This is a genomic window from Fimbriimonas sp. LA-C6 (genome assembly GCF_055398105.1).
Map to the genome: position 1 here is coordinate 3,686,453 of NZ_AP038796.1, position 26,243 is coordinate 3,712,695.

At 52.3% G+C, this 26,243-nt stretch carries 23 protein-coding genes, 1 pseudogene and 1 CRISPR repeat array; of the genes and pseudogenes, 3 read left to right on the top strand and 21 right to left on the bottom strand.

The genetic code is table 11. The features are described from left to right. Positions 1 to 208: 208 nt before the first annotated feature. Positions 209 to 1,405: a tyrosine-type recombinase/integrase gene (locus tag ACZ51B_RS16925; protein ID WP_464294523.1), complete on the top strand. Its 1,197-nt coding sequence runs from the start codon at positions 209 to 211 to the stop codon at positions 1,403 to 1,405. Here the strand turns inward: ACZ51B_RS16925 and ACZ51B_RS16930 are convergent. From ACZ51B_RS16930 to ACZ51B_RS16995, 14 genes and pseudogenes are all read right to left on the bottom strand, one after another. Continuing rightward, positions 1,402 to 1,641: a helix-turn-helix domain-containing protein gene (locus ACZ51B_RS16930; protein ID WP_464294524.1), complete on the bottom strand. Its 240-nt coding sequence runs from the start codon at positions 1,639 to 1,641 to the stop codon at positions 1,402 to 1,404. The two genes, ACZ51B_RS16925 and ACZ51B_RS16930, sit on opposite strands and share 4 nt — an antisense overlap. Continuing rightward, a complete protein-coding gene (locus tag ACZ51B_RS16935) occupies positions 1,638 to 2,630 on the bottom strand; it encodes a replication initiation factor domain-containing protein (RefSeq protein ID WP_464297195.1) in 993 nt (330 codons plus the stop codon). The genes ACZ51B_RS16930 and ACZ51B_RS16935 overlap by 4 nt, the downstream gene beginning before the upstream one ends. A gap of 387 nt (positions 2,631 to 3,017) precedes the next feature. Next, positions 3,018 to 6,522: direct repeats of the CRISPR family, unit length 29 nt; unit sequence CGGTTCATCCCCACGGGTGTGGGGCTTGC. Positions 6,523 to 6,581: 59 nt separating this feature from the next. Then, positions 6,582 to 6,863: a type I-E CRISPR-associated endoribonuclease Cas2e gene (gene cas2e / locus ACZ51B_RS16940; RefSeq protein ID WP_464294525.1), complete on the bottom strand. Its 282-nt coding sequence runs from the start codon at positions 6,861 to 6,863 to the stop codon at positions 6,582 to 6,584. Further along, the gene (cas1e, locus tag ACZ51B_RS16945) at positions 6,864 to 7,802 is read right to left on the bottom strand and encodes a type I-E CRISPR-associated endonuclease Cas1e (protein WP_464294526.1); all 939 of its coding nucleotides are present in this window, start codon (positions 7,800 to 7,802) and stop codon (positions 6,864 to 6,866) included. 40 nt (positions 7,803 to 7,842) lie between these two features. Continuing rightward, positions 7,843 to 8,472 (bottom strand): type I-E CRISPR-associated protein Cas6/Cse3/CasE, encoded by a 630-nt coding sequence (cas6e, locus tag ACZ51B_RS16950; protein ID WP_464294527.1) that lies wholly within the window; start codon positions 8,470 to 8,472, stop codon positions 7,843 to 7,845. Beyond that, complete coding sequence (cas5e, locus tag ACZ51B_RS16955; protein ID WP_464294528.1) at positions 8,469 to 9,110, bottom strand: type I-E CRISPR-associated protein Cas5/CasD; 642 nt, start codon at positions 9,108 to 9,110, stop codon at positions 8,469 to 8,471. Before cas5e ends, cas6e begins: the two co-directional genes overlap by 4 nt. Positions 9,111 to 9,148: 38 nt before the next feature. Beyond that, positions 9,149 to 10,207, bottom strand: coding sequence for a type I-E CRISPR-associated protein Cas7/Cse4/CasC (gene cas7e, locus ACZ51B_RS16960; RefSeq protein ID WP_464294529.1), 1,059 nt, complete (start codon positions 10,205 to 10,207; stop codon positions 9,149 to 9,151). Then, positions 10,204 to 10,773, bottom strand: coding sequence for a type I-E CRISPR-associated protein Cse2/CasB (casB, locus tag ACZ51B_RS16965; protein WP_464294530.1), 570 nt, complete (start codon positions 10,771 to 10,773; stop codon positions 10,204 to 10,206). Before casB ends, cas7e begins: the two co-directional genes overlap by 4 nt. Beyond that, positions 10,770 to 12,266: a type I-E CRISPR-associated protein Cse1/CasA gene (casA, locus tag ACZ51B_RS16970; protein WP_464294531.1), complete on the bottom strand. Its 1,497-nt coding sequence runs from the start codon at positions 12,264 to 12,266 to the stop codon at positions 10,770 to 10,772. The genes casB and casA overlap by 4 nt, the downstream gene beginning before the upstream one ends. Next, entirely contained in the window at positions 12,259 to 14,250 is a 1,992-nt protein-coding gene (gene cas3 / locus ACZ51B_RS16975) for a CRISPR-associated helicase Cas3' (RefSeq protein ID WP_464297196.1), read from the bottom strand. Before cas3 ends, casA begins: the two co-directional genes overlap by 8 nt. A 12-nt stretch (positions 14,251 to 14,262) precedes the next feature. Further along, positions 14,263 to 14,880 (bottom strand): annotated as a pseudogene (locus tag ACZ51B_RS16980) (CRISPR-associated endonuclease Cas3''); the annotation flags it as partial. A 647-nt stretch (positions 14,881 to 15,527) separates the two neighbouring features. Next, positions 15,528 to 15,683: a hypothetical protein gene (locus tag ACZ51B_RS16985; protein WP_464294532.1), complete on the bottom strand. Its 156-nt coding sequence runs from the start codon at positions 15,681 to 15,683 to the stop codon at positions 15,528 to 15,530. A 337-nt stretch (positions 15,684 to 16,020) separates the two neighbouring features. Continuing rightward, a complete protein-coding gene (locus ACZ51B_RS16990) occupies positions 16,021 to 16,755 on the bottom strand; it encodes a hypothetical protein (RefSeq protein WP_464294533.1) in 735 nt (244 codons plus the stop codon). A gap of 137 nt (positions 16,756 to 16,892) precedes the next feature. Next, positions 16,893 to 18,248: a hypothetical protein gene (locus ACZ51B_RS16995; RefSeq protein ID WP_464294534.1), complete on the bottom strand. Its 1,356-nt coding sequence runs from the start codon at positions 18,246 to 18,248 to the stop codon at positions 16,893 to 16,895. 670 nt (positions 18,249 to 18,918) lie between these two features. Between ACZ51B_RS16995 and ACZ51B_RS17000 the strand changes: the two genes are divergently transcribed. Continuing rightward, positions 18,919 to 19,179: a helix-turn-helix domain-containing protein gene (locus ACZ51B_RS17000; protein WP_464294535.1), complete on the top strand. Its 261-nt coding sequence runs from the start codon at positions 18,919 to 18,921 to the stop codon at positions 19,177 to 19,179. Here the strand turns inward: ACZ51B_RS17000 and ACZ51B_RS17005 are convergent. From ACZ51B_RS17005 to ACZ51B_RS17035, 7 genes are all read right to left on the bottom strand, one after another. Next, positions 19,126 to 20,052, bottom strand: a complete 927-nt coding sequence (locus ACZ51B_RS17005) for a zonular occludens toxin domain-containing protein (protein ID WP_464294536.1) — start codon at positions 20,050 to 20,052, stop codon at positions 19,126 to 19,128. The genes ACZ51B_RS17000 and ACZ51B_RS17005 overlap by 54 nt on opposite strands. Continuing rightward, positions 20,049 to 20,207 (bottom strand): hypothetical protein, encoded by a 159-nt coding sequence (locus tag ACZ51B_RS17010; RefSeq protein WP_464294537.1) that lies wholly within the window; start codon positions 20,205 to 20,207, stop codon positions 20,049 to 20,051. The genes ACZ51B_RS17005 and ACZ51B_RS17010 overlap by 4 nt, the downstream gene beginning before the upstream one ends. Beyond that, complete coding sequence (locus tag ACZ51B_RS17015) at positions 20,204 to 20,521, bottom strand: hypothetical protein (RefSeq protein ID WP_464294538.1); 318 nt, start codon at positions 20,519 to 20,521, stop codon at positions 20,204 to 20,206. The genes ACZ51B_RS17010 and ACZ51B_RS17015 overlap by 4 nt, the downstream gene beginning before the upstream one ends. Before the next feature lie 132 nt (positions 20,522 to 20,653). Next, a complete protein-coding gene (locus ACZ51B_RS17020) occupies positions 20,654 to 21,514 on the bottom strand; it encodes a hypothetical protein (protein WP_464294539.1) in 861 nt (286 codons plus the stop codon). A gap of 12 nt (positions 21,515 to 21,526) precedes the next feature. Further along, positions 21,527 to 21,787 carry a hypothetical protein gene (locus ACZ51B_RS17025; protein ID WP_464294540.1) on the bottom strand — a complete coding sequence of 87 codons (261 nt, stop codon included), beginning with the start codon at positions 21,785 to 21,787 and terminating at the stop codon, positions 21,527 to 21,529. 130 nt (positions 21,788 to 21,917) lie between these two features. Next, on the bottom strand, positions 21,918 to 22,058 hold the full coding sequence (locus ACZ51B_RS17030) for a hypothetical protein (protein WP_464294541.1): 141 nt from the start codon (positions 22,056 to 22,058) through the stop codon (positions 21,918 to 21,920). A 367-nt stretch (positions 22,059 to 22,425) separates the two neighbouring features. Then, on the bottom strand, positions 22,426 to 22,728 hold the full coding sequence (locus tag ACZ51B_RS17035; RefSeq protein ID WP_464294542.1) for a hypothetical protein: 303 nt from the start codon (positions 22,726 to 22,728) through the stop codon (positions 22,426 to 22,428). Between the two features lie 1,103 nt (positions 22,729 to 23,831). On the opposite strand from ACZ51B_RS17035, the gene mgtA reads away from it, so the two are divergent. Then, complete coding sequence (mgtA, locus tag ACZ51B_RS17040) at positions 23,832 to 26,240, top strand: magnesium-translocating P-type ATPase (RefSeq protein ID WP_464294543.1); 2,409 nt, start codon at positions 23,832 to 23,834, stop codon at positions 26,238 to 26,240. Positions 26,241 to 26,243: the final 3 nt, after the last annotated feature.

Sequence of the window (26,243 nt, forward strand, 5' to 3'; positions counted from 1 at the left end):
GTGATTTGGTGAGCAGCCGGACTCTCCTATCCCCACCTTTCCTCTCGGGGGAGACGGTGTACCTATCTATCTGTTTAGAGTGACACCGCGTTTTGAACCTAATTTGGTCAAAGTATGCGCATTAGTCTTTTTTCTTAGGGAGAAAGTCCCCGTTTTGTCACCGTTCTAAACCCCGGAATGCTCAAAAACCGTCTGGTTCAATTCAGATATGAGAAAAACAGCCGAAAGACCTAGAGCCGTGAAGGGAGAAGGGTCAGTTAAGAAGATCGAGAGCGGTAGGCACAAAGGCAAGTGGCGGGTTCGCATTGTATGCCGAGATAAGTGGAATCTACCTCACGAACTGGATCGGCTTGTATCCACTGAAGCCGAAGGCAAGAAGGCCCTACGAGAGTTTAAAGACGAAGTGGCCAGAGCCAAGAAGAAGCAGTCCCAAGGCTACACGCTCTCAGAGTGGGCGGAATGGCTCAGAAATAACGAATGGGCCGAGAAGAACCAAGGCAAGACCATTAATGGGCGTGCTAGCCGTTTTAAGCGGTTCATTGGGCCCATTCTTGGCAATATGCCCCTAGAGGATATCAACCCGCTTACAGCCAAAGAATTCTTTGTGGAGCTGCGCTCTCGGCACCAGCTCACCCCAAGCCAGCTCCACACCATCCGCAAGGACCTATCAGGCTACATGCTCAATGCCATCCGGTACGGAACCTACACGAATGGCGGTAACCCGTTTGTGGTTGTCACGCTGCCTAAAGTGCAAGAACGACCAGGCGTAGCCCTCTCACCGGTTGAAGCCAGGATGGCGGTTATGCGGCTTGCCGTACTAGCGAGACAGGGGCGTCTAGATGCTTCTTGGCCTATGTTCTTTGCAATCGCTTTAGGAGCCGGTTTGCGCCGCGGTGAACTGTTCGCCCTCTCTGAAGAGCAGTTCGATCTAGATAACGGCCTGCTGCTCATTGACCGCGCGGTAGTGGTCGACGACCAGGGAGGACACACCATCGGTCAGCCCAAGTGCAACAAGCACAGAACCGCCGTTCTATGCCCTAGCCTTTGCAAGTGGATTAAAGAGTACATGGAGCTAACCAGAGAGGTGAGGAACGTTCAGAGACGCTCTACGCTGCTATTTCCCAGTAGCAAAGGCGGGTTCATGGATGTTAGCGACCACCGTAAAGAGTTCCAAAAGATTAAGCCATGGATGAACTTGCCCGAAGAGATGACTATCAGAGATTGCAGACTTTCGCATAACAACTGGATAGAGAAGCTCATGCCGATGGTTTCAGACAGCACGAGGAAGGAGCACATGGGCCACGCACTGCAAGGGGTCAACCAGCGCCACTATACGAGGACTTTAACCGAAGCGCGGCGAATCCTAGCCAGCGAACTAGAGCGGATCGTTACCGGCCAGCTCTAAGCGCGGCCTTTGAGATGTTCCATGCGGTCTAAGAAGTCTTCAAGCTGTTTAGATGTCACTAAGACCGCTTTACCTACCTTGATATGGGGCAGTTGCCCAGAGCCGATGAGGTCCCATAGAGTGGTCTTGCCCAGCCCTAGTACATGTACTAGCTCCTCGACCCTGAAGGCGAGTTTCGGGAGGATAACGGTTTCGTTTTCCACCCTTACAAGTGGAGTCTTAGGTTGACGTCTCATCCTGTCACCTGAAGACTTGGAAGCGCTCCTAGCCCCTGAAGCATCATTCGATGACGAGCCGTCATACGCGGTTTGCCTTGTTTGATGATGTCAACGAACCAATCAATACTTCCGCCTTCGAAAGAGTCGAGTGTGCTTATGATGGGAGCCGCCTGTTTTATGAGCCAGGCGTGAGCTTTGATGAGGCACTTATGAGCCTCACGCTCGATTCTTAAGACGTGCTTGCTTGCGTTGACGAAGGCTTCCCACCATGGCGCGTTACGCTGCCTGGATCTATCCGAGGTTTGATGTGTTTCATCTTTGAAAGCGAGCACCGAGAGGATGACTCCGAAAGCCGCGTCCCAGCCCTCATTGACTAGCATTCGGGCCATGGCGTCCGCCCGCTCTCCTTTGAACTCGAACTCGAAGCGTAGCCAACTGCGCGCCTCGCCCTGCTCCATGCCTTTGTCATAGATGCGAACATAGGTCTCGCTCTTACGACTTCCTAGTGTCAGCGATTCATAGGTATTGCCGCGAATGGTCTTCTGTCGGTATTCATGGCTTTGCGAGCGTCTCACCGCGACACCGGTTCTAACCTGGTCTAGTACTAGTTGGAACGGGATCGTTCCGGCGACGTCATCGCCCGTGAGGTCGACGCGGGTGAACCTTGCGCCTTCTTCTAGCCAGGAACTTAACCAGCTTCGCCAGTCAGTGAAGCCTTCCAGGGATTCGACCAAGCGACAGGCACCGCCCGACATCTGGACATGGACGCCCATACCGATCTCGTTACCGTCCCACATCACGCGGATATCGCCGCTATCCGCCTTTGCACTTCGTTTGTACCGGTTCAGCGCGTAGCCTAGTTCTGTGAAGTTCAGGCCCAGCTTCTCGAAGGCTTTGACTGGATCGTCCCAGTTAGGCAAGGTGAAGCTGAGATAGTCGAGTTTGCGCTCTGCTGGTTCGGGCAGAGGGACGACGTTTTGGGTTGCTGTAAGTCCTAGAATCCTGATACCTCCTTAGCCCACTCGCTCGGTGGAGTGGCAAAGAGACACGGCCTCGCCGGGTCTAGGAACTCGGGTATTCCGGTATTAGGGCAAAACGTTTTGCCGTCTTCGAGATGCCAGTTTCTACGCTGAGCAACCTACTTGGCGGTTATCTAGGAGATGACGTTTGGATCGACCCCGGTCCTGATATGTACGACGCGGATCGAGTGAGATTCGTTTCATTGAAGAATCAATATTTTTCTTATTTTCATTATTTTTATCTTCTTTTTATCTCATTACGTTTTCTACCCCCGTTATACAAACCGGGGGTTGTCACGATTTAGATGATGCTTGAGGGGCCATGCCGGATCCTGGATTCTCGTCTGTTCCTTGTTTTGTCTTTCTACCCTTGAAGAGTTCGTCTCCACTGGTGTGGGGCTTGCTCCTACACATTTAGCACCAACGGGCAGCTCTACGGTTCATCCCCACAGGTGTGGGGCTTGCGTCGTCATGCCGCGACCAACCTTCTCGGCGTGTGGTTCATCCCCACGAGTGTGGGGCTTGCCCTTAGACGCTCTTCGCGGCCCTCTTAACCATCGGTTCATCCCCACGGGTGTGGGGCTTGCTCAAAGAGGTTATCTCTGTTGTGCCTGCGTGCCGGTTCATCCCCACAGGTGTGGGGCTTGCCAGGCCAAATGCTCCAGCTCCCGGCGATTGGCCGGTTCATCCCCACGGGTGTGGGGCTTGCAGTCAGGCAAAAGCTGAGGCTTTGGGTTTTGTCGGTTCATCCCCACGGGTGTGGGGCTTGCGGGTGGATGAAACAGCTTAACCCTGGAGACTACGGTTCATCCCCACGGGTGTGGGGCTTGTTTCGCCGATGAATCCAGATGTCCCACGAACAGCGGTTCATCCCCACGGGTGTGGGGCTTGTATCCGCTTTGCGCTGATTGAGAAGGCGCTCAACGGTTCATCCCCACGGGTGTGGGGCTTGTTCGCGACCTTGTAAGGAAACTATGCAGTACATCGGTTCATCCCCACGGGTGTGGGGCTTGTAATCGCAAGACAAGTGACGGGAAACGTACACTCGGTTCATCCCCACGGGTGTGGGGCTTGTTTGAGAACGACCAGCGCGAGGATATGACGCCCCGGTTCATCCCCACGGGTGTGGGGCTTGTATTAGCACCATGCACACATTCGACTAGATCACCGGTTCATCCCCACGGGTGTGGGGCTTGCAACATACGCCGTGGCATCTTGGCTTTTGGCTTCGGTTCATCCCCACGGGTGTGGGGCTTGCTTCGGCCACCATGGCCCGAAAGTCGTGAGCCGCGGTTCATCCCCACGGGTGTGGGGCTTGCAGCAGGTATACACCCTGTTTAAGTGTTTCAAACGGTTCATCCCCACGGGTGTGGGGCTTGCATTGAAGGTATTTGTATTGAAAATAATTTTACCGGTTCATCCCCACGGGTGTGGGGCTTGCTCATCGAACCACTGTTCGCCGGTGCCGCGATCCGGTTCATCCCCACGGGTGTGGGGCTTGCTGACTCAAACAGTCCGTCAAAAGGGTTGGAATCGGTTCATCCCCACGGGTGTGGGGCTTGCACTGAAGAACTCTGGATTGAGGTCGGTAGGTGCGGTTCATCCCCACGGGTGTGGGGCTTGCTCAAGAGCCATAACAAGTTGAGGCCCGGTTATCGGTTCATCCCCACGGGTGTGGGGCTTGCCATGAGGCCGGGTCTCACCCAAGTCCAATTAACGGTTCATCCCCACGGGTGTGGGGCTTGCTCAAAAGACTCAAAGCTAGGATGGCGGAACTACGGTTCATCCCCACGGGTGTGGGGCTTGCAGTTCACCGACTTTCTAGGCCAACGCAAGATCCGGTTCATCCCCACGGGTGTGGGGCTTGCTCCATCTGCTTCTCAAGCTCCGAGATTTGATCCGGTTCATCCCCACGGGTGTGGGGCTTGCAGGATGATCAGCACAATTGGTCTCTTCTAAGCCGGTTCATCCCCACGGGTGTGGGGCTTGCAAGGATGCGTATCAGGTCGCAATCGCCAACGGCGGTTCATCCCCACGGGTGTGGGGCTTGCCGTTACGCGGCGCTCACTGTGCAAAACATGCACGGTTCATCCCCACGGGTGTGGGGCTTGCGCTAGGAAATTATCTGATACATCAGGCCCTTCGGTTCATCCCCACGGGTGTGGGGCTTGCATTCATCTTTCCTATTTTCTATTCGAGCCTAGCGGTTCATCCCCACGGGTGTGGGGCTTGCATTCATCTTTCCTATTTTCTATTCGAGCCTAGCGGTTCATCCCCACGGGTGTGGGGCTTGCATTCATCTTTCCTATTTTCTATTCGAGCCTAGCGGTTCATCCCCACGGGTGTGGGGCTTGCCGCTTCGTTGAAGCCTTGCTCTAATAAACTCTCGGTTCATCCCCACGGGTGTGGGGCTTGCGGCCAGGCGCTGTGTTCTTAGACGTGCGTCGTCGGTTCATCCCCACGGGTGTGGGGCTTGCCACTAGTTATGCTGATGATGCAGCTCCATCTACGGTTCATCCCCACGGGTGTGGGGCTTGCAAACTACAATCTATGTGTAAAAGCGTCTATCACGGTTCATCCCCACGGGTGTGGGGCTTGCTGCAACTGACTCTTAGGTATCCAGATGAGAGACGGTTCATCCCCACGGGTGTGGGGCTTGCATGTATAGTCCGCTATCCGTCTTGCTGTTGTCCGGTTCATCCCCACGGGTGTGGGGCTTGCACGGGCATTGTCCAGCCGCTAGCGCCTGATAGCGGTTCATCCCCACGGGTGTGGGGCTTGCATCTCGGCAAGCATCGAAGCTGCTTTCCCTTCCGGTTCATCCCCACGGGTGTGGGGCTTGCACCAAAACATCACGGCTAAACAGGCTAATCTACGGTTCATCCCCACGGGTGTGGGGCTTGCACATTACTATCAATTTTCATAAACTTCACTTCCGGTTCATCCCCACGGGTGTGGGGCTTGCGAGTGTTGCTGTGATTCCCGCACCCGCATCGGCGGTTCATCCCCACGGGTGTGGGGCTTGCCCGGATTGAACCAAGTTTCAAACCTCCCGGCCCGGTTCATCCCCACGGGTGTGGGGCTTGCGGCATACGCTTTGGTTAAAGCCTTAGCCCTTTCGGTTCATCCCCACGGGTGTGGGGCTTGCGATGCCATCATTCATTTCTTCTTGCCCTTCTTCGGTTCATCCCCACGGGTGTGGGGCTTGCATCGCTCACATGTACGTGTTTGCTCTCTGTACCGGTTCATCCCCACGGGTGTGGGGCTTGCTTCTCTTACAGGCTACGTCTACTGCCTGTCTACGGTTCATCCCCACGGGTGTGGGGCTTGCGGGGGAATGCTTCGACCTAAATACCCCGTATCCGGTTCATCCCCACGGGTGTGGGGCTTGCTTGCCCTAGTCTTTGAGCAAACCCTGGTTTAACGGTTCATCCCCACGGGTGTGGGGCTTGCCGGATTTTGTTCATAGACGCGCCGCTCAGCTTCGGTTCATCCCCACGGGTGTGGGGCTTGCGGTGCAGCTGCAAGTTGAAGCCTACCGAAGAGCGGTTCATCCCCACGGGTGTGGGGCTTGCTTGTTCATCACCGACGCAAACCCGTTAAGTAGCGGTTCATCCCCACGGGTGTGGGGCTTGCCTCGTCGAACAAACTTCTGAGTTCTCTTCTGACGGTTCATCCCCACGGGTGTGGGGCTTGCCACTGCGACACCTCCTGCGCCAAATACGGCACAGGTTCATCCCCACGGGTGTGGGGCTTGCCAGTTGGCCCGAGAGGTTCAGATGACAACCTGCGGTTCATCCCCACGGGTGTGGGGCTTGCCAAACGGGGCATTCCGTGGCGGATAACGTTGCCGGTTCATCCCCACGGGTGTGGGGCTTGCACTACGAATTGACCTAGACTTATACAAATCCATATAAATCTTTCAAGGTGCGATCCGAGTCAGCGCGGTATTGTGCGCCTGATTAGAGTCATACCCTCAAAATCGACTGGAATACGCGATCTATCGCCGTGGCAACGTACTGCAAATCCTTGTTCGGTGCGTGCTGAGTACAACATTACTGCTGAGCCATCTCGCACGTCTCGTTCCACCTTCTCCCAGAGCTTGTCTCGAATGCGGGCGGCTAGGTTGCCCACAAATACTCCTGCGTGTGGTTCGATCATCCACCTCGTGATCTCACCTCTCAGTCCTGGCTTGGCGTTGGTAATGATGAGAACGACCAACTAGTTTTCCTCCAGCACATCGTCGTAGGATTTGCCGCCTTCGACACCACCCACCAAACGCCCTGGAAGAGACGGGTCGGCGTCGAAGACTTCCGTATCGTCTTCATCTGGACCAAAGATCCGCATGAGATCCCCCGCGACTCGCGCCAAGAACTTGGTTTCGCGGAAGGAATCTCGCAAGGCAATGCGGACGCGGCGGTCGAGATCTTCGCCACCTTCTGAGGCCTCTCGGAAAGCAACAGGCACGGCCAGCTCCATCTTGTATAGATCAGCGAGATCGTATATGAACGATAACTGCTTACCTGTATGAATGAATCCTAGAGCTGGACTGAAGCCCATGCTGAGAACAGCCGCATGACAGACTCCATAAAGGCATGCATTGGCAGCACTAAGAGCACGATTGGGATGATCCGATCCCACCCATTTATTTCGGTCGTACGATCTGCCAGACCATTCGATGCCGCATTTGTCCGCGTGCTCCTTATAGAGATTCCTGACTCGATAGCCCTCTTTTCCGCGTAGTTGTTCGATGGTCAGATTGGGGTCTAACGCCTCGGGGAAGCGATAGCAGTACAGCTGACGCACTGTTTGAAGTCGTAGGTCGGGATCGCAGACCATTCGGGCTTGCCTGAGTAGGCGCTCCGAGGAGTGAGTGCCACCCGTTCCAAAGCCGTACATACGAACACCTTCCTCCCCAGTCCAGGCCACAAGGCAGTTGTTCCTACTTAGAATGTCCATTGCCCCATGACTTAGCTTTGTGCCGGGTCCTAGCATTAGCAGAGCTATATCGCACACGGGAACTTGGGTGATTGTTAGCTCCTCGCCCTCTTTGATATAGAGAGCGATGGAGTTTTGCTCACGTTCGACTACAGCGTGTTCGACATATAGGTAACTCAACTGGTCGCGAAACTTGGGAAGTAGATGAAGATCTGCTGGCATATCGTAGGAGCATATACCAAAAAGTTACCTAAGTATTACTCTATGTCGAACCAAGACTGAGTAAGCCAAAGCCGAAAGCCTTTTGAGTTCCGATACCGTTTTTAACTGCTGCACGCAATTTTTCTGGGTCTGTAACCACAAGTTCACCATCAAACCTTACTGCTGAGAACGAGCCTCCCTTTGCGCGAAAGCCGTTCTGCGATTTGATAGACGGCATGGCGTAGAGGGTGAGGCCACAGGTGGTGACTTTGAAGCCACTTTCTTCAGCCTTGCGATGAAGCCAAGCGAGACGTTCTTCGTCGGTTCGCAGATCTCTTCGAGGTCCTCGCGGGTTTCCCTTACCACTCGACGCGACCTTCGTTGCCCTCGCAAGAAGACGGAACGAGAGGGCCGTTCCTGCACTCACATTGACTTCCAGCATTTTGGAGGCTGGTTTCTCCCTAAGATCCCTTTCGGAGAGTTGGAGTTTTTCCCAATTGGGCTCAACTGCAGATTGTAGAAGTACGCTAGGTCCGGTTTCCGTGGTGTCTACTCGAAAGAGAATTCGCCCGGATTCTTCTTTCTCGAAAAGTGCGTAGAGGGCTTCGTGCAGACGAGTGGGATCTGCTGCGAGGAGCATTGCACTTTTAGAAAATGGATTGAGAACCAATCGAGACAGGATTAAGCTCATTGTGGCCATTCCCCGATTTCACTCTGGATGAAGCGTACGGTGTAGTTCCGGTCCAATCTATCTGTCCAAGATATCGGAACGTCATTTCGCATCTCAGTGTCTGGACCTGCTTGTTTTACTTCCCATATGTAACGAGGCTTGTAAGATTCCTGGACTTTCTCTGGTTTCTCGACCGACTTCAGTGCGGCTCTTGCTTCCTGATGCTCAAAGGCGAGGAAGACGGATACAGCAGGCGGACAAGACTTTCGTCCAAGGCTTAGTGGCCACACTGGATCGACGAGGCTGTCGGCTAATTTTTGTAGCAGATCTCTGTCTCCTTCGAAGGCGACGATGAAAGAGGCATCTGCTAGATACTGACGCTCTGTGATGATCGGATTTTTCCCTTTGGCTCCCGAACTGGTCGGTGCATAGTAATCGGTTCTGCTCCTGAAGGTTCCTCCTCCTGCTGTGTGGAAATCGGTCATGAGAAATCCGGGGCGGTCTACCCTTACGTGCATCGCCAACTGCGCGAGATCCGCAGGGGATTCAGACCTATCCCGGCCTAAGGCACAACACAAGAGTCCTATCACGCCGCTTTTGGAGGGTTCAAGTCCGGTGTCCCTGTTCTTGAATTTCGAGCGATATCCCCAACTTTGCATGGGTCCCTCTAGGCGTAGCAGTAAGGTAGCGGTCTGACTCACAACGATTGAACCACCTTCTGCACGAGTTGCCCATAACCTTCCAATAGCTCTGTTCCTTCCGAGGCAAGCTCGGATTTCAGCTGATGAGCCACGTAGTACTGTGCCGCATCGATTGGTACCATTTTTCGAGACGCGCTGAGATGCTCCAGGAGCTTTGTTGCAGAAACGGTATCGAGCCCAACATCTTTCTTAGCTCGGGCCGGCTCTACAAATGCGTTGCAGAGATTCATCGGCATACCTTTCTGCCGAACCACGGCCAAAGCAAAATAGGGTGGAGTAAAGTGCGCGTGTCCGTTTAGTTTGCCGGTAGGAATCGCTTCGAAGGAAGCGAGCAGGAAAGCTTCAATTGCCTTTTTTGATAGCTCCTCGTCTCCAAGGTTCTTGTTCAGGATCGGGATGGACACACTTGCATAGCGGTAAAACACTGAGGCGTTGAACTCAGAGGTTCCAAGCATTCCGGCGCCCGCATCTTCTTCCGCTGGATCCTTGAGGTCATCCGCTGCTGTCCAATAGTCCATCTCTTGGCTTAGTCTATGTGTTGACAGCGCATGTGCTACCTGACTTGCCGCATCGACATTGAGGTCGGTAGCTTCTGCAAGCATTCGCCCAAACAAGGCGACATCTGCAGATACCCGAGAAGCGCTACGCTTCCACTTTGGGTCACCTGCTCGGTGTGCATCGAGAAGTTTGAACAGTTCCTCGTCACCAAAATAAAGCCCAACGGATGTCTGATTTGCCTTCTTATCATCCTTGGCAAGTTCCTGTCTGAAGGCATCTGCCGCTTTTTCAGCCTCTTCCTTGCTCAGCCCTTGGGATTCGAGATATGGGACCAGCTTGCGGTCCCGCATTTGTTTGGACCTATTGGCAATCCCCTCACCAATGGTTTCCGCAAACGATTCTGCCTGTCGAATCGCTCGTTTGAAGCACTGGCTACTGATGCGCGCACGACGTACGTCTCCAAACATGCAGTCCTTTGGAGAATTGTTGCCGTCTCGATTGACGCAGGATGGCGGAAAGCTTTGGAGAAGATGAAGTTCAACGGTTTTTGCTGTCATGATTCGGTCCTTTGGGAACTAGTTTCTGCTGTCGATTTATGAGATTCGCCCTGCCAGAAGTCGCGAGATAATTTGAGTCGTGTGCGCTGTTTGCGCTCATCGTTGTCGGCAAGAAGTGAAGTCGCATCCCTGCGAAATTGATACCAATCAAGTCCAACGGAAGCACTCTCACAAAGCGAGATGAGACCCTCTAAGTGCTTGGGAAGATCTTCCTCATCTGCATCCAGCATGGCTGCGAAACGGGCTTCCACACCAGCCTCGCCATGTTTGCCGTTTGGGTTGGCATCCCGCTTCGTTGCGTGCCACAGGGCGAGGCCAAGTGATCTTCCTTGAACGTGCTCCGGGTGCTTTGCGAAGAGTGACGCGGTCAAGAAGGCCGAGATTACGCTTGGACGCTCTAAGTCGTGACTTGATAGGTATTGGCTAACGTAAGGAAACATACGCGGTGCAGCGCCTGGCCTTTTACCAAGTCCACTTCGCAAGGCTGCAAGAGCTCCTCGGTCATCGCGAAGCTTTAAACTGATTAAGTGGCCTACGAGCGGATCTTCTGTAACTATTTGGCTCATGCGTTTTTCACTCCTGCTTTTCTGGATGAAGTTGTTGTGGATGAATCGACTTTGGCAAACTGTGCACGCATTCGCCTAGCATCGGGAGCTAAACGATCTATAGCTTTTTCATATGCCTTGTGCTTTGCGGAACTGAGTAAGTGCGACCATGTGTCTGTATCAACACTCTCTATTGCAAGGCGTTCTCCTTGCGGTGCGATTTCCATCCAATAACCATTCAAATCTGGGGACATCTCATCGATCAGTTTTGCGACATCTTTCGGATCGGGAGATCCACCACCATTGGCGATGTAGCGGCTTGCAAATCCGTAGAGCTGCTTTCGCAGGACATCGGCGTTCTTATTTGCCTCCTCAATTGCTCGTGCTACAGCCGCATACCTTGTCCCATCTTTGAAAAGTGAAAGAGAGAACGGGATTGTCTCGTCCTGCCACATTTCAGTTACCGGACCCTGGGCGTTCGCGGCAACTCCCAATGCGCGCAGGCGAATCTGAAGTTCTTCGCCCAAAAGGCCTCGGTTGATCTGCTTGCGAACCATGGCAATTGGAGGTAGAGGGCGCGTTTCTTTACTTCCCTCGGCAGCAAGCAAGACATGTGAGCTACGCCAGAGGGCTTTTGTCGGATCCACCCTGAGAGCCTTGAACTTCTTATCTTTCGCGAAGTAGACAGGAATCAAAGGGTCATCGCTACTACCCTCCTCGCTCGCTAGGCCCTCACCCATCGCCAGCGTGGTCGCTACACATTCGTCTCCGCTTTCCGAAGGTTTCAGCCGGACATTTCTCGTAGTTCGTGTGTATAGATCGCACACACCAGTCGAGCGGCTCAAAGTCGGTAGATCCTTTACTGGCTTCTCCCAGGCGGGTAGTCCGGCGGTTACCCCTTCGACGAGATTCAGCAGAATGGTCTCTTCTAGGTTTTGGCCTTCGAGGATGGCGACCATCCGAGCGCAAAGCGGCCCAGCATACATAGTGTCTTTCTTATTCGCATTGAGCGGATTCAATCCGCCTGTGCCCGAACCGCCAAATGCATGCAGAACAAGCAGTGACCTGGCGGCAAGTGCAGAACTAATTGCCTTTGGTTGAGAGACAATGCTTGCATCGAGAAAGACTGGATTGTTACCCTGCGCTCTCTCGTAGAGGATTTCTGCGGGAGTTCGATTAGGTTCAGGTAGACCGGGATGTTGACCAAACGGCCGGACATTTGAGTAGAGATCAAACTGGTCGGCGTGTGCTTCCACATAGTCCGACATCTTGGATAAGAAACTACTTCGGTCTTTCCAGAGTGATCCCCATTCGCCTGCATCTTCCGGTGTGCACACACGATGAGCGATCGCTAGGATCAATCTGTGCAGAACCGCAGCTTCAAGCGGGTTCCCGGATATTCGAGCGATTTCAGGGGCACGTCGAATGGCATCCAGCAACGAAACTTCTTCACTGGAACCATTCGTGAGTAGCATTGGGATCCACCGCTCTGAGGTGAGATTGAAACTAGGCATTTCTTTTCTCCATAACCAATCCAAGTTCTAAACTGTAAGACAAAGCAAACGTACTTGTCTTGAAAGTTCCGCATTCATCTAGCTGGATTGGGACTGCATGCTTACTGACACCTGACTTGTTCCAATTTGATGGTCGTTCCAGGTCGGCCAGTTCATCCAGAAATTGACCAAACGCCGGAGCACGCACTGTGCGCAAGGCAAGATCGCGCTTGGTGGCTTTGTCGAATTGCGCCGGAGGCCAAGGGTCACTTGTTCGAACGAGCACTAGGCTCACACTTGGAAGTTCGTCTAACCGGGTTCGAGCTGCCAATTGCGAACCCGGGGTGTCATCGTTCTCATCGAACGGATTCAGATCCTCGGTTAACAGCGATCCACCTGAAGCTTTGCAAATCATCACTTCTTTGGCGGATTCATGATGTCGGTTTCGTTTTGCTTCGGCTCTCAAACTCACCTGCCCGAAGCGCTCGTTCCACTCATGCCTATCCTTGTGCTGTTGGGACGTTGAATACACGTAATCAACTGCAGCCGAAACATCCGAAGGATGCGCGATTGTGTACCCAGCTTTTAAGTAGTCGTGGGTGTTCATAAGAACATCGTGCGCGTAGACGTAATCTTCGATGTCTGGAACGTCATGGTCATCTAGCTTTGGTGAAATCACGTGGAGGGTTGGAGCCGGACGTGCATCATTGCAATTTCCTTGATTCAGAGATCCAGACTGTGTCCGGCTATGTCGATGTAATCTTCCACCTCGTTGCACAAGTAAGTCGATTGGTGCGAGAGCGGAAACCATATGATCGAAATCCAAATCGAGACTCTGCTCGACAACTTGGGTCGCAACAAGAATTCGAGCGTCTCCACGGCGACCAGCCTTGCCGTAAGATGAGAGCACTTCCAACTCCTTCTCAGCTCGATCTTCCATTGTAAACCTCGCGTGAAAGAGGTCTATGTGCAGATCGTTGGACACGGTCTCTTTGAGATAGCGGAAAGCGGCCTGCGCATCCTTTACAGTGTTTAGAATCAATGCCCCAAATCCGCCTTTGTCCTTCACCAGGTCTGCAATACCGTCCGCACCCGCCTGCCATGAGTTTGTATGAGTATTGACGACCAGTTCAAACCTCATTGGCTTTCTGGTAGCAACTGTTAAAGACTTACTATGGACTTCTCCGTGGCGGTCTGTCCAAGTGATGCATGGGTACGCCGCACTCGACGTTAACTCATGTCCATTCCAGGCCTTCAAAAGTGCCTTTCTACGTGAGGTTGGAAGTGTTGCAGAAAGCAAGATCACACGGCAATTTAGAATGCGCAACCATCCGAGAAGGCGTTCTAGAAGATCACTCATATAAACGTCGTAGGCGTGAACTTCATCGATTACCACAGTCTTGCCTGCAAGGGCGAAAAGCCGAACGAATCCATGCTTTGCTCGCAATGCTGCGATGAGGCATTGGTCGATTGTGCCTACACCATACGGTGCTAGCAAGCTGCGTTTACCACCGGCGAACCAGTCCTCGGCTACATCCTGCGACTCACTAGAGTCTGGGTTGGATATGGTAGTTACATCACAACCATACAACCACGCTTGAGAATGCATGAGCCGCGTGTTGATATCGTGGGACCCGGTGGCTCTCGCTAGATAACGGTTTACTCGATCATAGATGCCATTTGCAGTGGCCATGGTGGGAAGCGCAAAGTAGAGACCTTCGCCAACTGATCGGCCTGCTTCACATAGAGCAAACGCTGCTTCAGTCTTACCTTCGCCCGTGGGAGCTTCCACAATGGCTATTCCAAAATCGTCTCCAGAGACGCTCGATGCAACTGCCTGAAGATCATTTGGCGTGAAGCCTTGTGGTATTAGTTGTTGAATGCTGAGAGACCTCGTCGCCGTAGAGGGTTTCCATTCGATATCATCGAACATTCGTTCGGCCCTTTTAAGGGATTCAGTCTGATACTCATGAAGTTCGGCGGGTTTGTTCAGCCAGACAGTCATCGACTCATGGGATCCAAGCCAATCCGCAACCGATATATAACCGGCAAGCCATCCCAGGAATTCGTTGAGGTTCTCTGGTTCCCTAGGCTTCGTATCCACTCCGTACAAGTGACTTAAGGTTTGAAGTAGTGCAATTGCAACTGTTGGAACAAATGAACGATTAAGCTCAAGTTCGTCTAGCCGTAGATCATCCCTAAACACGCCGTGATGCCCACCCACTGCAATTGCAACGCTTGATGAGGCTGGCTTCTGCCAACCCCATGCAGATTCCAACCAGCGTGAAAGTAATGCAGAAGTGGCTTGGCCATGTTTCTGACGCTCTTCTTGCTTCACAACGCCGAGATGTAGCAATCTCTGCAATTGCTTTGGGGCTTTGCACTGGAAGAATCGATTGACTTTTCCTAAGTCATGAATTGCAGCGAGAAAAGTGACGAAGCGCTTGGCAGACTCCGAACTGCCAAATGCCCGAATTGGAATGCTCAAAGAACCATTTGGCGACCTGTCCCATAGCACTGAGGCAGCAGATCCTACGTCTATCAAATGGTAGGGGAGAGCATGCCAGCGGTCGGTCTCTTGATCCGTTTTAGCCCATAACTCAAAAGCGATGTCCAAGCCGTCCAATATCGCCATTCCTCCCTGTATAGACTTGAATTCTGCTCATGTTATTTGGCCAGGTGCCGAAAGCCATAAGGGCATACATTGTCTACAATAGACTTTCGCTCAACCAATCCCAGAACACTTTGTACTAATACATGCACATTTGTCTAGGGTCTACAGGCAGTTTTCTTCATCCTGATTAATTGTGAGCGTCGAATATTTACCCACAACAGTGAATGCTTTGGTCCTAATTAGATCAAACACAGCTATGCCGTGATTAAATGGAGCCGTGAGCATGTGGATTCAGTCTTGTAGCGCGAATATAGGGACGCCGCACGACGCAGCCCGCAAACGCAGACCGATCAACCTGTTGAGCTACGCCTAGCGTTTCAGATGTTACTTGCTAAGAGTGCTTGTACAGATGCGAGTTCTTTTCGGTAGCGAACACATTCGGCCAGCTAGGCCCGACGCGTTCGCGAATGGGCCTGCGCTTGGTTGATCGGTTGGTTTCACCGCTAAGCGCAGAACGAACGCTCCGCTTTGTTCTAGGTTTCGTTTAAGGCAACGCACCGGCTCGCTTGACGCCTAGCGTGCTTCCTTACGATCAAAGGAACGGCTACTAGCCGCGCGTCTGCCTTACTCAACTTAGAACTACGCTTCGGATTCGATCTGCACACACGCTAGCGACGTCTACTTCGACGCTTTGTCTTTTTCTCTAAGCGGGCCATGGCAATCATGAAGACCAGACTGCCGAGGAGGTAGGGCCAATACCTCAACGTCTCCACGAACAAACCGTACAGTCCGGCATCAACCGACTTGGTGACATGATCACTCATGTCTCGAATTGTCGGTAGGCTGGCAAGGATCTCCGTTCTGGTAATTACCAGGTTACAAAAGAAGCCTATTTTGACCAGCTAGGCCCGACGCGTTCGCGAATGGTCCCGCGCCTGGTTGGACGATTCGTTCCACCGCTTAGCGCAGACCGAACGCTCTGCTCTGTTCTAAGTTTCGTTTAAGGCAACGCACCGGCTCGTTTTACGCCTAGCGTGCTTCCTTACGATCAAAGGAACGGCTACTAGCCGCGCGTCTGCCTTACTCAACTTAGAACTTCGCTGCGGATTCGATCCGCACTTAAGCTAGCGCCCCGTTACCAAATCAGCCCGTGCCGTCTGGTTAATCTTTCAAATGCCATTGCTTGAGTACAGCTTCGTGCTCGTGGATGAACAACTTCTTCATGCCCGCATTCCCTGGAGTAGTGAGAAGTTCTCGTAAGCGGGCTTTGCCATAATCAGCTGACCGGGCATCTCCGCTGCCCTGTGCTGATAGAACCAACCAGTAGGGGGCATCAAAAAGTAGCGATGGTGCATCGTTCCGGTCGACACATAATTTAAGAAGTGTCGTTGCCTCGCTAGTGCCGAACTTGCTGACTCCATTGATGTACAACACCAAAGAGCGCTTGGGTTCTAATGCTAAAGCTTGTGCAAGAAGTGCGTCTAGCTTTAGCTGTCTCGAAGCTGCGTGATGGAGTTCCTCGTGGGGAATTTTCATCAAGACTTTTTTTGTTTTTGGGTCAATTACGGTGGTTGTTCCGGCGCTTCTAAATTCCGTTGGACCTTCGCCATCCGCTCCGAAACGTGCAATCTTCCGCCAGAGCGTAGCGATTGCATAAGCGTGGTTCGGGTCGTGCAACATCGACTGTCGAAGCACTTTCTCTGTTGGATTTGGATCAGGGTTCATATCGCTAACCCCGATTTGAGAAGCTTTAATTTCAAAACGACGCTCGTACAAATAGACGAGGCCCAGGCCATATTCCAGGAGAGGGTCGTTTGGTTTTGCTTTTAAGGCCTTAAGATATATCTTTTCATGCACAGCTAAGCTGGCTGAATTGATAGCATCGCAGACGATCATCTCATGCTCAGCACTAGTCTTTGCGCCCAGGACCCGTTTTGTGTAGCTCTGCCCAAATGAGGGCAGAGCTACACAAGTGAGAACGACTAGTAATTGGACTTTTAGTACCATTCTCGTGTGTATCATAGTTCCTTGAATTACTGTACGGGATAGCTTTGAGTTTTGTATATGATCGTTCCAGGGGAAGTCACAATTTCGTTGCCGTCACGTGTGAAGCCAATCGAATTCCAGTGACTTACAACTGGAAAGTTGGCTGTCCCGTTTGCGACCGAGATCAATCTGAGTCCTGTTTTGTAAGCGACCTTTCCACCCATCTCGTATTCTTTGCCCACTTCATATGTGCTGGCACTTGAGAGGGTCTCCGACTGATTATAGTGAGCGCTAATGATCTCGTACTCAATACCACCATCTCCTCCGTGAGAAGCGTCCAGACCGTAGGTATACGAGGACTTGTTCGTAATTTTCAGTTTTGCGTCCATTCCGTCAGGGAAACCTGCATTCTCTAGTTGAGCAAGGACGACTGTGGGGAAATTCAATCTGACATCATCAACATCGCATTGGTCGAGGTTTCCTGAGTAGCTCGAATGCCAAGTGTCTGACGTTGCTTCGACAGGTGAATGTATGTTGAGGAATAGGTAGCCAGAATCCTGGTAGCCGGTAACCCCATCAGTCGCAGTTGCCTGGATCGTGCTTTGCCACGGTCCGTTGTAGAGGGCTGCGAAATCCCCTAGTTCTTTTTTGAAATAGCACGATTCGATAATTGTGCCTGTGGTTAGATCCTTAGATTGAAGTGAAGTAGCGACCGTTGTATTCGCCCCAGATGACGGGATGTCATTGGCGAAGCTCATGCTGGTGAGTGGATAGGTCCAAGATCCCACGGTACTTCCTTGGAAAGTTTGGTTGGGTAGCTGCCCCCTTTGTCCATTCACAATATCAGTTACAGTAAGAACTGTGTCTGACCTCAATGTCCCCAGATTTGGGTCGGGACGATTGAGAACGGCTCCTACTCCTGACACACGCTTATAGGTTGCTAGGTTCGATAAGTTCCTGACTACAACGGCCTTATCTACGATCGTTGCGCCGATGTGGTAACGCGTATAGTTCGTTCCACCATTGATTGGTGTGACAGTGGCACTGCCAGAAAAGCTGATAGTGAACGTTGCTGAATTTCCTGAATCGATATTAATCGGCACTGTAACGTGGCCAGATGCAGTTTGCGAGTCTGCACCGGGTGAAAAAGTGTCAATTGATTTGTCCTTCAGACCATCGTTAGTAGTTGCTGAACCTTGAGTTCCAATCCAACCGGAGTTGCAGTTTGCAGTGATCTGAATGAACTTTCCGGTCGGTGCAAGTCCGCCACCCGCCCATTCCGCTTTAATAGTAACTGTGCCGTTGACTCCGCAACTACCTCGGAAATTGTTTTGGGCATCGACATCAGTCGTGGTTTGAGTGAACGGGGTTGTGTACTGACCTGAGATCTTATTTCCGACCATCAAGTAGGTTATTATCCATCCGCCTCCACTACCAGGACCTCCAGAACCACCTGTACCTCCGCCTGGTCCGCCTGGAGGCGTGACTTGCCCGATAGCGCTTATAGCGAGAAGAGTGCATGCGATTGACGTTAGAGCCGAACGCATAAGTATTTGGGTTGTTAATATGATACTCATGGAATCATAAGTATCTAATGACTCTTTCGTTTTTGTTAGTCCCTTTTTGGGATTATTTAGAAAATTCGTTTTCGTGCTGATTAGTTAATCAAACTAGGAAGCACCAAGAGTTTGCACTTGTCAACCGACCACAATAGTCGTGAATTTGATATCCAGTGGCGTTGAGTTATCTCCACTAGATATTGCGTAAGCGTAGCTGCCTGTAAGAGATATGCGTTATCTAGTGCCAGTACTCGTGCAACTGTCTAAGTAAACGAAATGGATTCATTGATCTCGCTTTCTCACTTGTGAGCATCGGTTGAAGATCCTCTATGAGCACGGCTCGGCATCGGTCGGATGGGTAGCGGGATATTTCAGGCCAGTGGGACCTCAGGAATTTCAAATCGGCTGCCCATAGTTCCTCCTCATTCTTATGGTCCTCTCTCATATTCGTGACAAAAGGCATTGTACAGCAAGTGTGACCAAAAAGGAAACGTTTTTCCTGCCAGCTTGAGAAATGAGAGAGCATAGGCCACGCGAGGGCAACCGGCCCGAGTACGACCGCCTCAGAGATGTTCTCAAGAATGCAAGGGTCAAGAAGGGTCTCTCTACCAGAGAGCTCTCTCTCATGCTTGGTCGCTCTTACACCTACATCAGTAAGGTTGAACACGGAGTTCGGCACCTAGATCTAGTAGATCTTGTCGATATTGCCAAGATCCTTGAACTAGATCCGGTTGCCTTGTTTGTGAGTGTTTTCCAGTCGGATGACTCCGTTTAATATCCCGACCCGCTCCGGAATCGAGGCGACTGAGTGCTCGACTTCTTTTAATGCGCTCAGCAGCCAGTTTGCGGGAGCCTCGATGTCCTCGGTTGGCTGAAGAATGTTGTCTGCATCCACGGCGTGGAGCAATCCGTATGAGTCACGGTAACCCATCGATACGATGTCACGCCAACTTCTAGACGTCCCGGCCCTTGACCAGCTCGCCAGAGCAAGCGAAACCACACCTGGAACCTGCAAATATTCACTGAGGTATCTCACCTTGCCATACGGGAACTCAATTCGCCAGGTGTTAGGAGCAATGATGAGTTGTCCGTCTCCGCTTCGCCAGAGCGCCGGTCCTCCGGACACGGACGCTCTGCCAAAGGCGTAGCCGGTACCTTCTCGGTCACCAATGCGTTGCTCAGTCCAATAGTGGCGAAAGAGTGAGGGGGTCGGAGCAAAGAACTCAATCTTCACAGCCTTCTTTGGCTCATCCGGGGTGACTGTTTTAACCATCACTAGGCGTCCATGGAAAAGGCTCCGGCACTTCTTGTAGAACGCCGTGACCTCGCGTATCGCTGTGTCAACTCGCGCCTCATGCTGCGCTATCCATATGAGGTCTAAGCCCTCCTTTCTCGACTGTTGAAACCAACTGAGTTCCAGCTGGGTTTGCTTGTTCCAGGACCGAGCCGAGAACCACATCTGAGCTTCATCAATGATGGCAAGGCAGTTACCTGCCTCAACCATATCGGGCCAAAGGCCGAACTCCCAGGAGCCAGTGCGGCTATGGAAGTTCGCTAGGCAGCGTCTCTTGCCCTTGAGCTGGAGCATTGTCGAGACTGCCAGGAGCGTCTTGCCGCTCCCCGGCAGTCCCGTTATCCCCGTTATCATTGGCCCAGCTCACCTAGCAGTTTGTTTGCGTAACCACGAACTGACCTTTCGGCCCTCGCTTTGACCTGGTGGCTACAGATCGTAACTTCGGAAGTCACGTAACCCGCGACGAACACAAAGAGCGACATCGTGACCAGCTTTTCAAAGAGGTTCATGTGCCAGCTCCTCGGACCCAGCCGACAAGCAGCTTTATGGCCCGCCACGCCCACATCACCGACCAGAACGTGACCGCCATACTGAGAATGGCTATCAGGTGGTCCATGGGAATGTAATCGTTCACGCTTTTAAGGATCTTGATGATGTTCACGATTGGAGTCTCTGAACCCCAACTTTGCCCGTTGAAATCGTATCCATAGAACGTGTTATCAACATTCAGTGGAGCAGCCCATCCGATGTTCCAGTCCGGAAGCAGATCCATCGCGGCCTTAATGAGTCCGGTAAGGATTGCTATCAAAGCGTCTAATACCATTTTCGTCCTCTACGATTGGCACGTACTTCACCTTCACGGTGTCCATGCCTTTTCTATATCCATAGCCAAACGCCAGCATCAGCAAGAGCGTGAAGCCAAACACACGCCAAATTCGAACCTGACAGCCGAGCATCAGGCCCTCTGTACCACACGCTTCCAAAGTGCGAACGTTGCTGTGAGCCACAACCCTCCAGCAAAAACCCCACGCATCAGCACGATATAACCGCTGTATGGTCTCAGGTCGAAGTTCAAATTTCCATAGGGTCCGGGCGTGACAAGAACATAGCGAACGTAGCCTTGTGGACCACCTTCACCTACGACTGCATTCGACTCATCACGAAGAGCCAAGATGATTCCAAGCGGTCCCCAGGTAGCCGCTCGGTTTATCTGAGCCTTGAGGAGATTCACATTCTCTTCTTGAGGCACAAAGATGGAGGACCAGAAACCACCTTGGTTGACGTTCTGGTTCTTTATGTCGTTGGCGTTCGCTCCGTTATTGCCGCCCGAGTTCACTGAGCCAGCATCGATGCTGTTGTAGGCTGGCGTGTACATAAAATGCCAGCGGAACTCTGAAGTGATGACCGAACTTGAATTCTTGGTGAAAACCCTGAAGAAGAACCCACCATACTTCTTGGAGTTGTCAGTCTGCGCGTTCACGAAGTTCCAGAACGGTGTGAACACGTCAATTTTGGGTTCTGTTCCAGCTTGCACTGGTCCGTACCCGGCACTACCGGAGAGTCCAGCTGCCCGAGGTGCCGCGAGCGGCACCAAACCGCCCGGTGTGTTGATGCTCTCCTGCATGAGGTCGTATCCCCATCCATAGTTGCCGGTCGCATGGATAATCACGCAGTCAAGCGGCCAATGATCTGTATTGATCCTCATCAACGTCACCGTGGCGGTTAGGGGACCCACGGACTGAACGTCCGTGGTGTTTTGAGCAATTGACAGGGCACCCAGCCCTGCCATGAAGACAGTGAGAAGTGCCCTTGTCATGAGTAGGCCCCCTTACACGCTCTTAGCAGCGCGCTTGATGAGTTTCCATGCAATGCCAAATGCAAGGATCACGACTAGAGCGCCAATGGCCTTCGGCCCGTTGGTGCTGAAGAACGTTCCCATCTGCGTTGAAAACGCTTCAAAGGACGTGGTGTAGTCAAGGCTGGAGCCACCACCTGCGGTGGTGTCTGCCACGGCAGCGGAAACGATGCCTAGGGAGGCGGTTGCGAGCGTGATTGGCTTTGCGCCAATCTTCGTAATGAGGTTTTTCATGTTGTCTCCTTTCATGCCCCAAAAATAATTCCCACGTACCGTAGGTCCGGGGTCTTCCAGCCGGGGCGGGCCGAAATCGTTAGTTGGTCGGTGGCTGTTTCAAACCAAGCGAAACGAAAAGTCAGGTGTGTTAGTTTTCGTTTCCCTTGATTCGAAACAGCAGCGAGTAGGCGGCGGCTGCGAGGAATCCGGCAGTGATGACCACGGGCAAAAGTTGCAGGTAGTCCGTCACTACCCCGGAGTCGGCCCATGAGGCGTTAGCCCAGATCACGGTACTTGAACCTCAATTTGCCGCGTTTTGTTTTTTCCGCTTCGAAGAGAGCCGGTTGGTCTACAGAGCATTGACCGCTCCTTTCATTCTCTCGATGACCCATTCGATGGGCCAGATCAAGAAGACGTACACCATAAGGCACTTCGGAAGTAGATAGATTAGTCCGAGAGCATCGGTAGACATGTTTCATCGCACCCTTTTAACGGAGCTAAACACAACGAAGAACAGCGTTACTAGGAGCACCATACTTATGCATACGAGCACAGCATTTGATGCTTTCACCAGCACATTAAGCTGTTGCAAATGCTCCTCTACTAGTTGGGTCTTAGTAAGCAGTTCTGCAGCCTGTTCAGCACTCATAAATCACCTATTGCTTCGTCGTCACGGGAGTCAGAACGGTAATGTAAGGCGTTGGAACATTCTTTCCCTTGCCATCTTTTACGGTCTTCATAGTGAAGCTGACGTCATATGCTTGAGGGATCTGCTCTGCTCGAATGGTCCGCAACAGCGACTCATCTCCCGAGTATTCGATGACCTTGAAGCCCTTGAATTCATTGGTGTCGATGCGTGCGCTAGGTTCAATTGCTTGTATCTTGCACCCTTTGAGCACCTTGTTGTTTGCTTCGTCCGTGAATTCATATCGAGATATGCCGATAACCTGAATTGTCATGTTCTTTCTCCTTGTGCCTCATCTTCTTGAATTCAGACACTTACTTATAACTAACACGTAGTCACTTGTACTGACGTTTCACTTAGTTCTTAAGTTTTTCGAGTATCAAACAGATTTCATGAATTTAAGTCCAGTGCATATATAATTGCGCACGACACCGCAATATTGCGTGTTTGTCTACGTATTTCTAGTAGAAACACGCTGCCAAAAGGCCCAAGCGTCGCCTCAAACAGTCGATTCACACTGAACCTCGGTTTACACATGCTGAAACTCCGTACCATCCAGTAACTTCCGATGTACACCATGCAACGCAAATTTACTGGTTGCATTCTAAACGGTTTAACGTGAGTGTTGGTTCGACCATCCGCGCAAAAAGAAAGGGACCAAGCAGTTTTTATGCTGCATTGGTCCCCAATATGGTCCCCGTTTTGTCCCCGTTATGCGGCGATATATAACGGTACTCAGCGAAACCACCCGGAATCTGTGTAACCGTATTTCTACCTGTATTCATCTCCTCTCGGGGACGAAAGGAAAGGGGCCGGAGGTTAGTTCATCTGTTTGTTTACCTAGATTTGGGGGTTGTTCTTTTTAAAGGAAGGGACAGTTTCGTTCCCGCCCTGGTGCTGCATTCGCAGCACCCCACCCCTGGCTTTTAGCTGCGCTTTCCCAGGCCTGCGCTTTGCTCCGACCTGGGCTTATATAGGTCGCTCCTTCAGAGCTATCCGGACGTGATTTGTTGAGTATGCGGTTAGACGGCTGGTTGATTTTTTTGAGGTCGGGACAGTTTCGTTCCCGTCCTGGTGCTTCTTTCTCCGCAGCCCCCTGGTGTTAAGCTGCGCTTTCCCTGGCCTGTGCTTCGCTTATGGGGCGCTCCTTCAGAGCTACCGGACGTTGATGTTGAGGTTGGTGGTTGGTTCGGAATGAGGCTGTGGCTTGTCGGGTCTTGGTGTTGCTTTTGCTGATTAGGGGCATCGTTGTTGGGGGCTTCTTGGTGGTTTTCGTTGATTTAGGTGTTATGAGAAACTTGATGGATGTGGGCTGGGGACGGTTTCGAACGGGGTGGTGAGTGGTAGGGTGGGGTTACTGGGTGGGCGGTGGATGTGATGAGTGAGAAGGAATTGAGGGGGCTTACCTCGGTTGAGGCGGCGGAGCTTTTGGAGCGGTTTGGGGCTAATGATCCGGCTCCGGCTGAGCATCGGCATCAGTTGCTTCAGATTTTGAATTTTGTTTCTAATCCGTTGGTGGTGATTCTGATCATTGCGGCGGTGGCTTCCATTGCCCTTGGGGATCGGGTTAATGGGGGGATTATTTTGTTTTTGGTGTTCTTTAGCGTGGCTTTGGACTCGCTTCAGAACATTCGGTCTCAGGCTGCGGTGAAGCGGCTTCAGGCTGTGATTTCGCTGAAGACTCGGGTTTTGCGGGATGGGGAGTGGAAGACGGTTTTACGGCACGAGGTGGTGCCTGGGGATGTTGTCCAGTTGGCGGCTGGGGATTTGGTTCCGGCGGACTGTCGATTGATTGAGGAGCGTGATTTGCACGTACAGGAGGCGGCGCTTACGGGGGAGTCGCTTCCGGTTGAGAAAGAGATTGGGACGGGGACGGACGAGGAGCGGGTGTTTCTTGGGACTGCGGTGGTGAGTGGCACTGCGGTGGCTTTGGTTGAGAAGACGGGGGCTAACACTCGGTTTGGGGACATTGTTAGTCGGTTGAGGACGAAGGCTCCGCATACGGAGTTTGAGAATGGGCTTCGCCGGTTTGGCATGTTGATCATGCGGCTGGTGGTGTTCCTTGTGTTGTTCGCTACGACCTCCATGATCTTGTTGCACCGAGATCCGTTTCAGTCGTTGCTGTTTGGTGTGGCTTTGGCGGTGGGGCTGACACCTGAGTTCTTGCCGATGATTACGACGCTGACTCTTTCTAAGGGTGCGGTGCGGATGTCTCAGCACAAGGTGATTGTCAAGAATCTGGCTTCTATCCAGAACTTTGGCAGCATGGATATTTTGTGTTCGGACAAGACGGGGACGCTTACCAGTGGGGAGATGACCCTGGAGCGGGCGGTGGATGCCCTTGGGGTGGATTCTGATGTGCCTCGTCAGTTGGCGAAGCTGAATGCGCTGTTTCAAACGGGAGTTCCGACTCCTTTGGATGCGGCGATTTTGGCTAAGCTGGGGTCGGAGTCTGGGGATTTTACGAAGGTTGATGAGGTTCCGTTTGACTTTGAGCGGCGACGTGTTTCGGTTGTTGTGGAGCAGGGCGGGAAGCGGAGTCTGATTTGTAAGGGAGCTCCTGAGGGGGTGTTTCTTGCTTGCCACGGCGTGGATGAGAGCCATCTTACGTTGGTTGAGAACTTTGGGATGGAGGGGTTTCGGGTGTTGGCAATTGCATCACGCCCGGTGGAGGTTCAGACTCACTACGGTCCTGAGGATGAGAAGGACCTGCAGTTAGATGGGTTCCTGATCTTTATGGACCCTCCGTTGCCGGATGCTTTGGATGTTCTGCGGCACTTGAAGGGGACTGGGATCCGGGTGAAGGTTATTACGGGTGACAGTGAGGTGGTGAGTCGCCATGTTTGCACTGCGGTTGGGCTGGATCCTGGCAAGATTGTTTTGGGGAGCGATATTGAGCGGATGACCGACTCTGCTCTTGGGGCGACTGCGGAGGACACGATTGTTTTTGCGCGAGTGAATCCTGCTCAGAAGAACCGGATTATTTTGGCTTTGAAGAATCGGGGCCATGTGGTGGGTTACATGGGCGACGGGATTAATGACGCGCCTTCTCTGCACACTGCGGATGTTGGGATTTCGTTTGCGAGTGCGACGGATGTGGCGAAGGACGCTGCTCAGATCATCTTGGTTGACCGGAGTTTGCACCTGATTTACAAGGGCGTGCTTGAGGGGCGGATGGCGTTTGGGAACGTCATGAAGTATCTGCTGATGGGGACCAGCTCTAACTTTGGGAACATGTTTAGCATGGCTGGGGCTGCTGTTTTCTTGCCGTTCTTGCCGATGCTGCCGATCCAGATTTTGCTGAACAACTTGATGTATGACTTGGCGCAGGTGACGATTCCGACGGACGTTGTTGATCCTTCGTTTATTCATAAGCCGAAGCGCTGGGATATGAAGCTGATTAGCCAGTTTATGATTTGGATTGGGCCGATCAGTTCTGTGTTTGACTTCCTGACTTTTTGGGTGATGTTGAAGGTTTTCCATGCGAACGAGCAGCTGTTTCACACGGGGTGGTTTGTGGAGTCTTTGGCTACTCAGACGTTGGTGATCTTTGTGATCCGGACTCGGAATCAGCCTTGGAAGAGTCGGCCGAGCCGGGCTTTGGCTGCGACGAGTATTGGCATTGTGCTTGCTGGGATGGTGCTTCCGTTTACCAGCGTTGGGGCGTTGTTTGGCTTTGTGCCGTTGCCTGCTAGTTACTTTGCTTTCTTGGTGGTGGCTACTGGTGTGTACTTGGTGTTCGTAGACCTGGTAAAGCGGCAACTCATGAAGCGGCTGGACTTCTAGTCA

Bases quoted from the DNA above. Each gene is read 5' to 3' on its own strand.
- ACZ51B_RS17035 (WP_464294542.1), bottom strand. From the start codon at position 22,728: ATGACAATTCAGGTTATCGGCATATCTCGATATGAATTCACGGACGAA.
- cas6e (WP_464294527.1), bottom strand. From the start codon at position 8,472: ATGAGCTTAATCCTGTCTCGATTGGTTCTCAATCCATTTTCTAAAAGT.
- casA (WP_464294531.1), bottom strand. From the start codon at position 12,266: ATGCCTAGTTTCAATCTCACCTCAGAGCGGTGGATCCCAATGCTACTC.
- ACZ51B_RS16990 (WP_464294533.1), bottom strand. From the start codon at position 16,755: ATGATCGTCTGCGATGCTATCAATTCAGCCAGCTTAGCTGTGCATGAA.
- ACZ51B_RS16930 (WP_464294524.1), bottom strand. From the start codon at position 1,641: ATGAGACGTCAACCTAAGACTCCACTTGTAAGGGTGGAAAACGAAACC.
- cas3 (WP_464297196.1), bottom strand. From the start codon at position 14,250: ATGACTGTCTGGCTGAACAAACCCGCCGAACTTCATGAGTATCAGACT.
- mgtA (WP_464294543.1), top strand. From the start codon at position 23,832: ATGAGTGAGAAGGAATTGAGGGGGCTTACCTCGGTTGAGGCGGCGGAG.
- ACZ51B_RS17005 (WP_464294536.1), bottom strand. From the start codon at position 20,052: ATGATAACGGGGATAACGGGACTGCCGGGGAGCGGCAAGACGCTCCTG.
- ACZ51B_RS16925 (WP_464294523.1), top strand. From the start codon at position 209: ATGAGAAAAACAGCCGAAAGACCTAGAGCCGTGAAGGGAGAAGGGTCA.
- ACZ51B_RS16985 (WP_464294532.1), bottom strand. From the start codon at position 15,683: ATGAGTGATCATGTCACCAAGTCGGTTGATGCCGGACTGTACGGTTTG.
- cas1e (WP_464294526.1), bottom strand. From the start codon at position 7,802: ATGCCAGCAGATCTTCATCTACTTCCCAAGTTTCGCGACCAGTTGAGT.
- ACZ51B_RS17010 (WP_464294537.1), bottom strand. From the start codon at position 20,207: ATGAACCTCTTTGAAAAGCTGGTCACGATGTCGCTCTTTGTGTTCGTC.
- ACZ51B_RS17000 (WP_464294535.1), top strand. From the start codon at position 18,919: ATGAGAGAGCATAGGCCACGCGAGGGCAACCGGCCCGAGTACGACCGC.
- ACZ51B_RS17020 (WP_464294539.1), bottom strand. From the start codon at position 21,514: ATGACAAGGGCACTTCTCACTGTCTTCATGGCAGGGCTGGGTGCCCTG.
- ACZ51B_RS17025 (WP_464294540.1), bottom strand. From the start codon at position 21,787: ATGAAAAACCTCATTACGAAGATTGGCGCAAAGCCAATCACGCTCGCA.
- ACZ51B_RS16995 (WP_464294534.1), bottom strand. From the start codon at position 18,248: ATGGTCGGAAATAAGATCTCAGGTCAGTACACAACCCCGTTCACTCAA.
- cas7e (WP_464294529.1), bottom strand. From the start codon at position 10,207: ATGACAGCAAAAACCGTTGAACTTCATCTTCTCCAAAGCTTTCCGCCA.
- casB (WP_464294530.1), bottom strand. From the start codon at position 10,773: ATGAGCCAAATAGTTACAGAAGATCCGCTCGTAGGCCACTTAATCAGT.
- ACZ51B_RS17015 (WP_464294538.1), bottom strand. From the start codon at position 20,521: ATGGTATTAGACGCTTTGATAGCAATCCTTACCGGACTCATTAAGGCC.
- cas5e (WP_464294528.1), bottom strand. From the start codon at position 9,110: ATGCAAAGTTGGGGATATCGCTCGAAATTCAAGAACAGGGACACCGGA.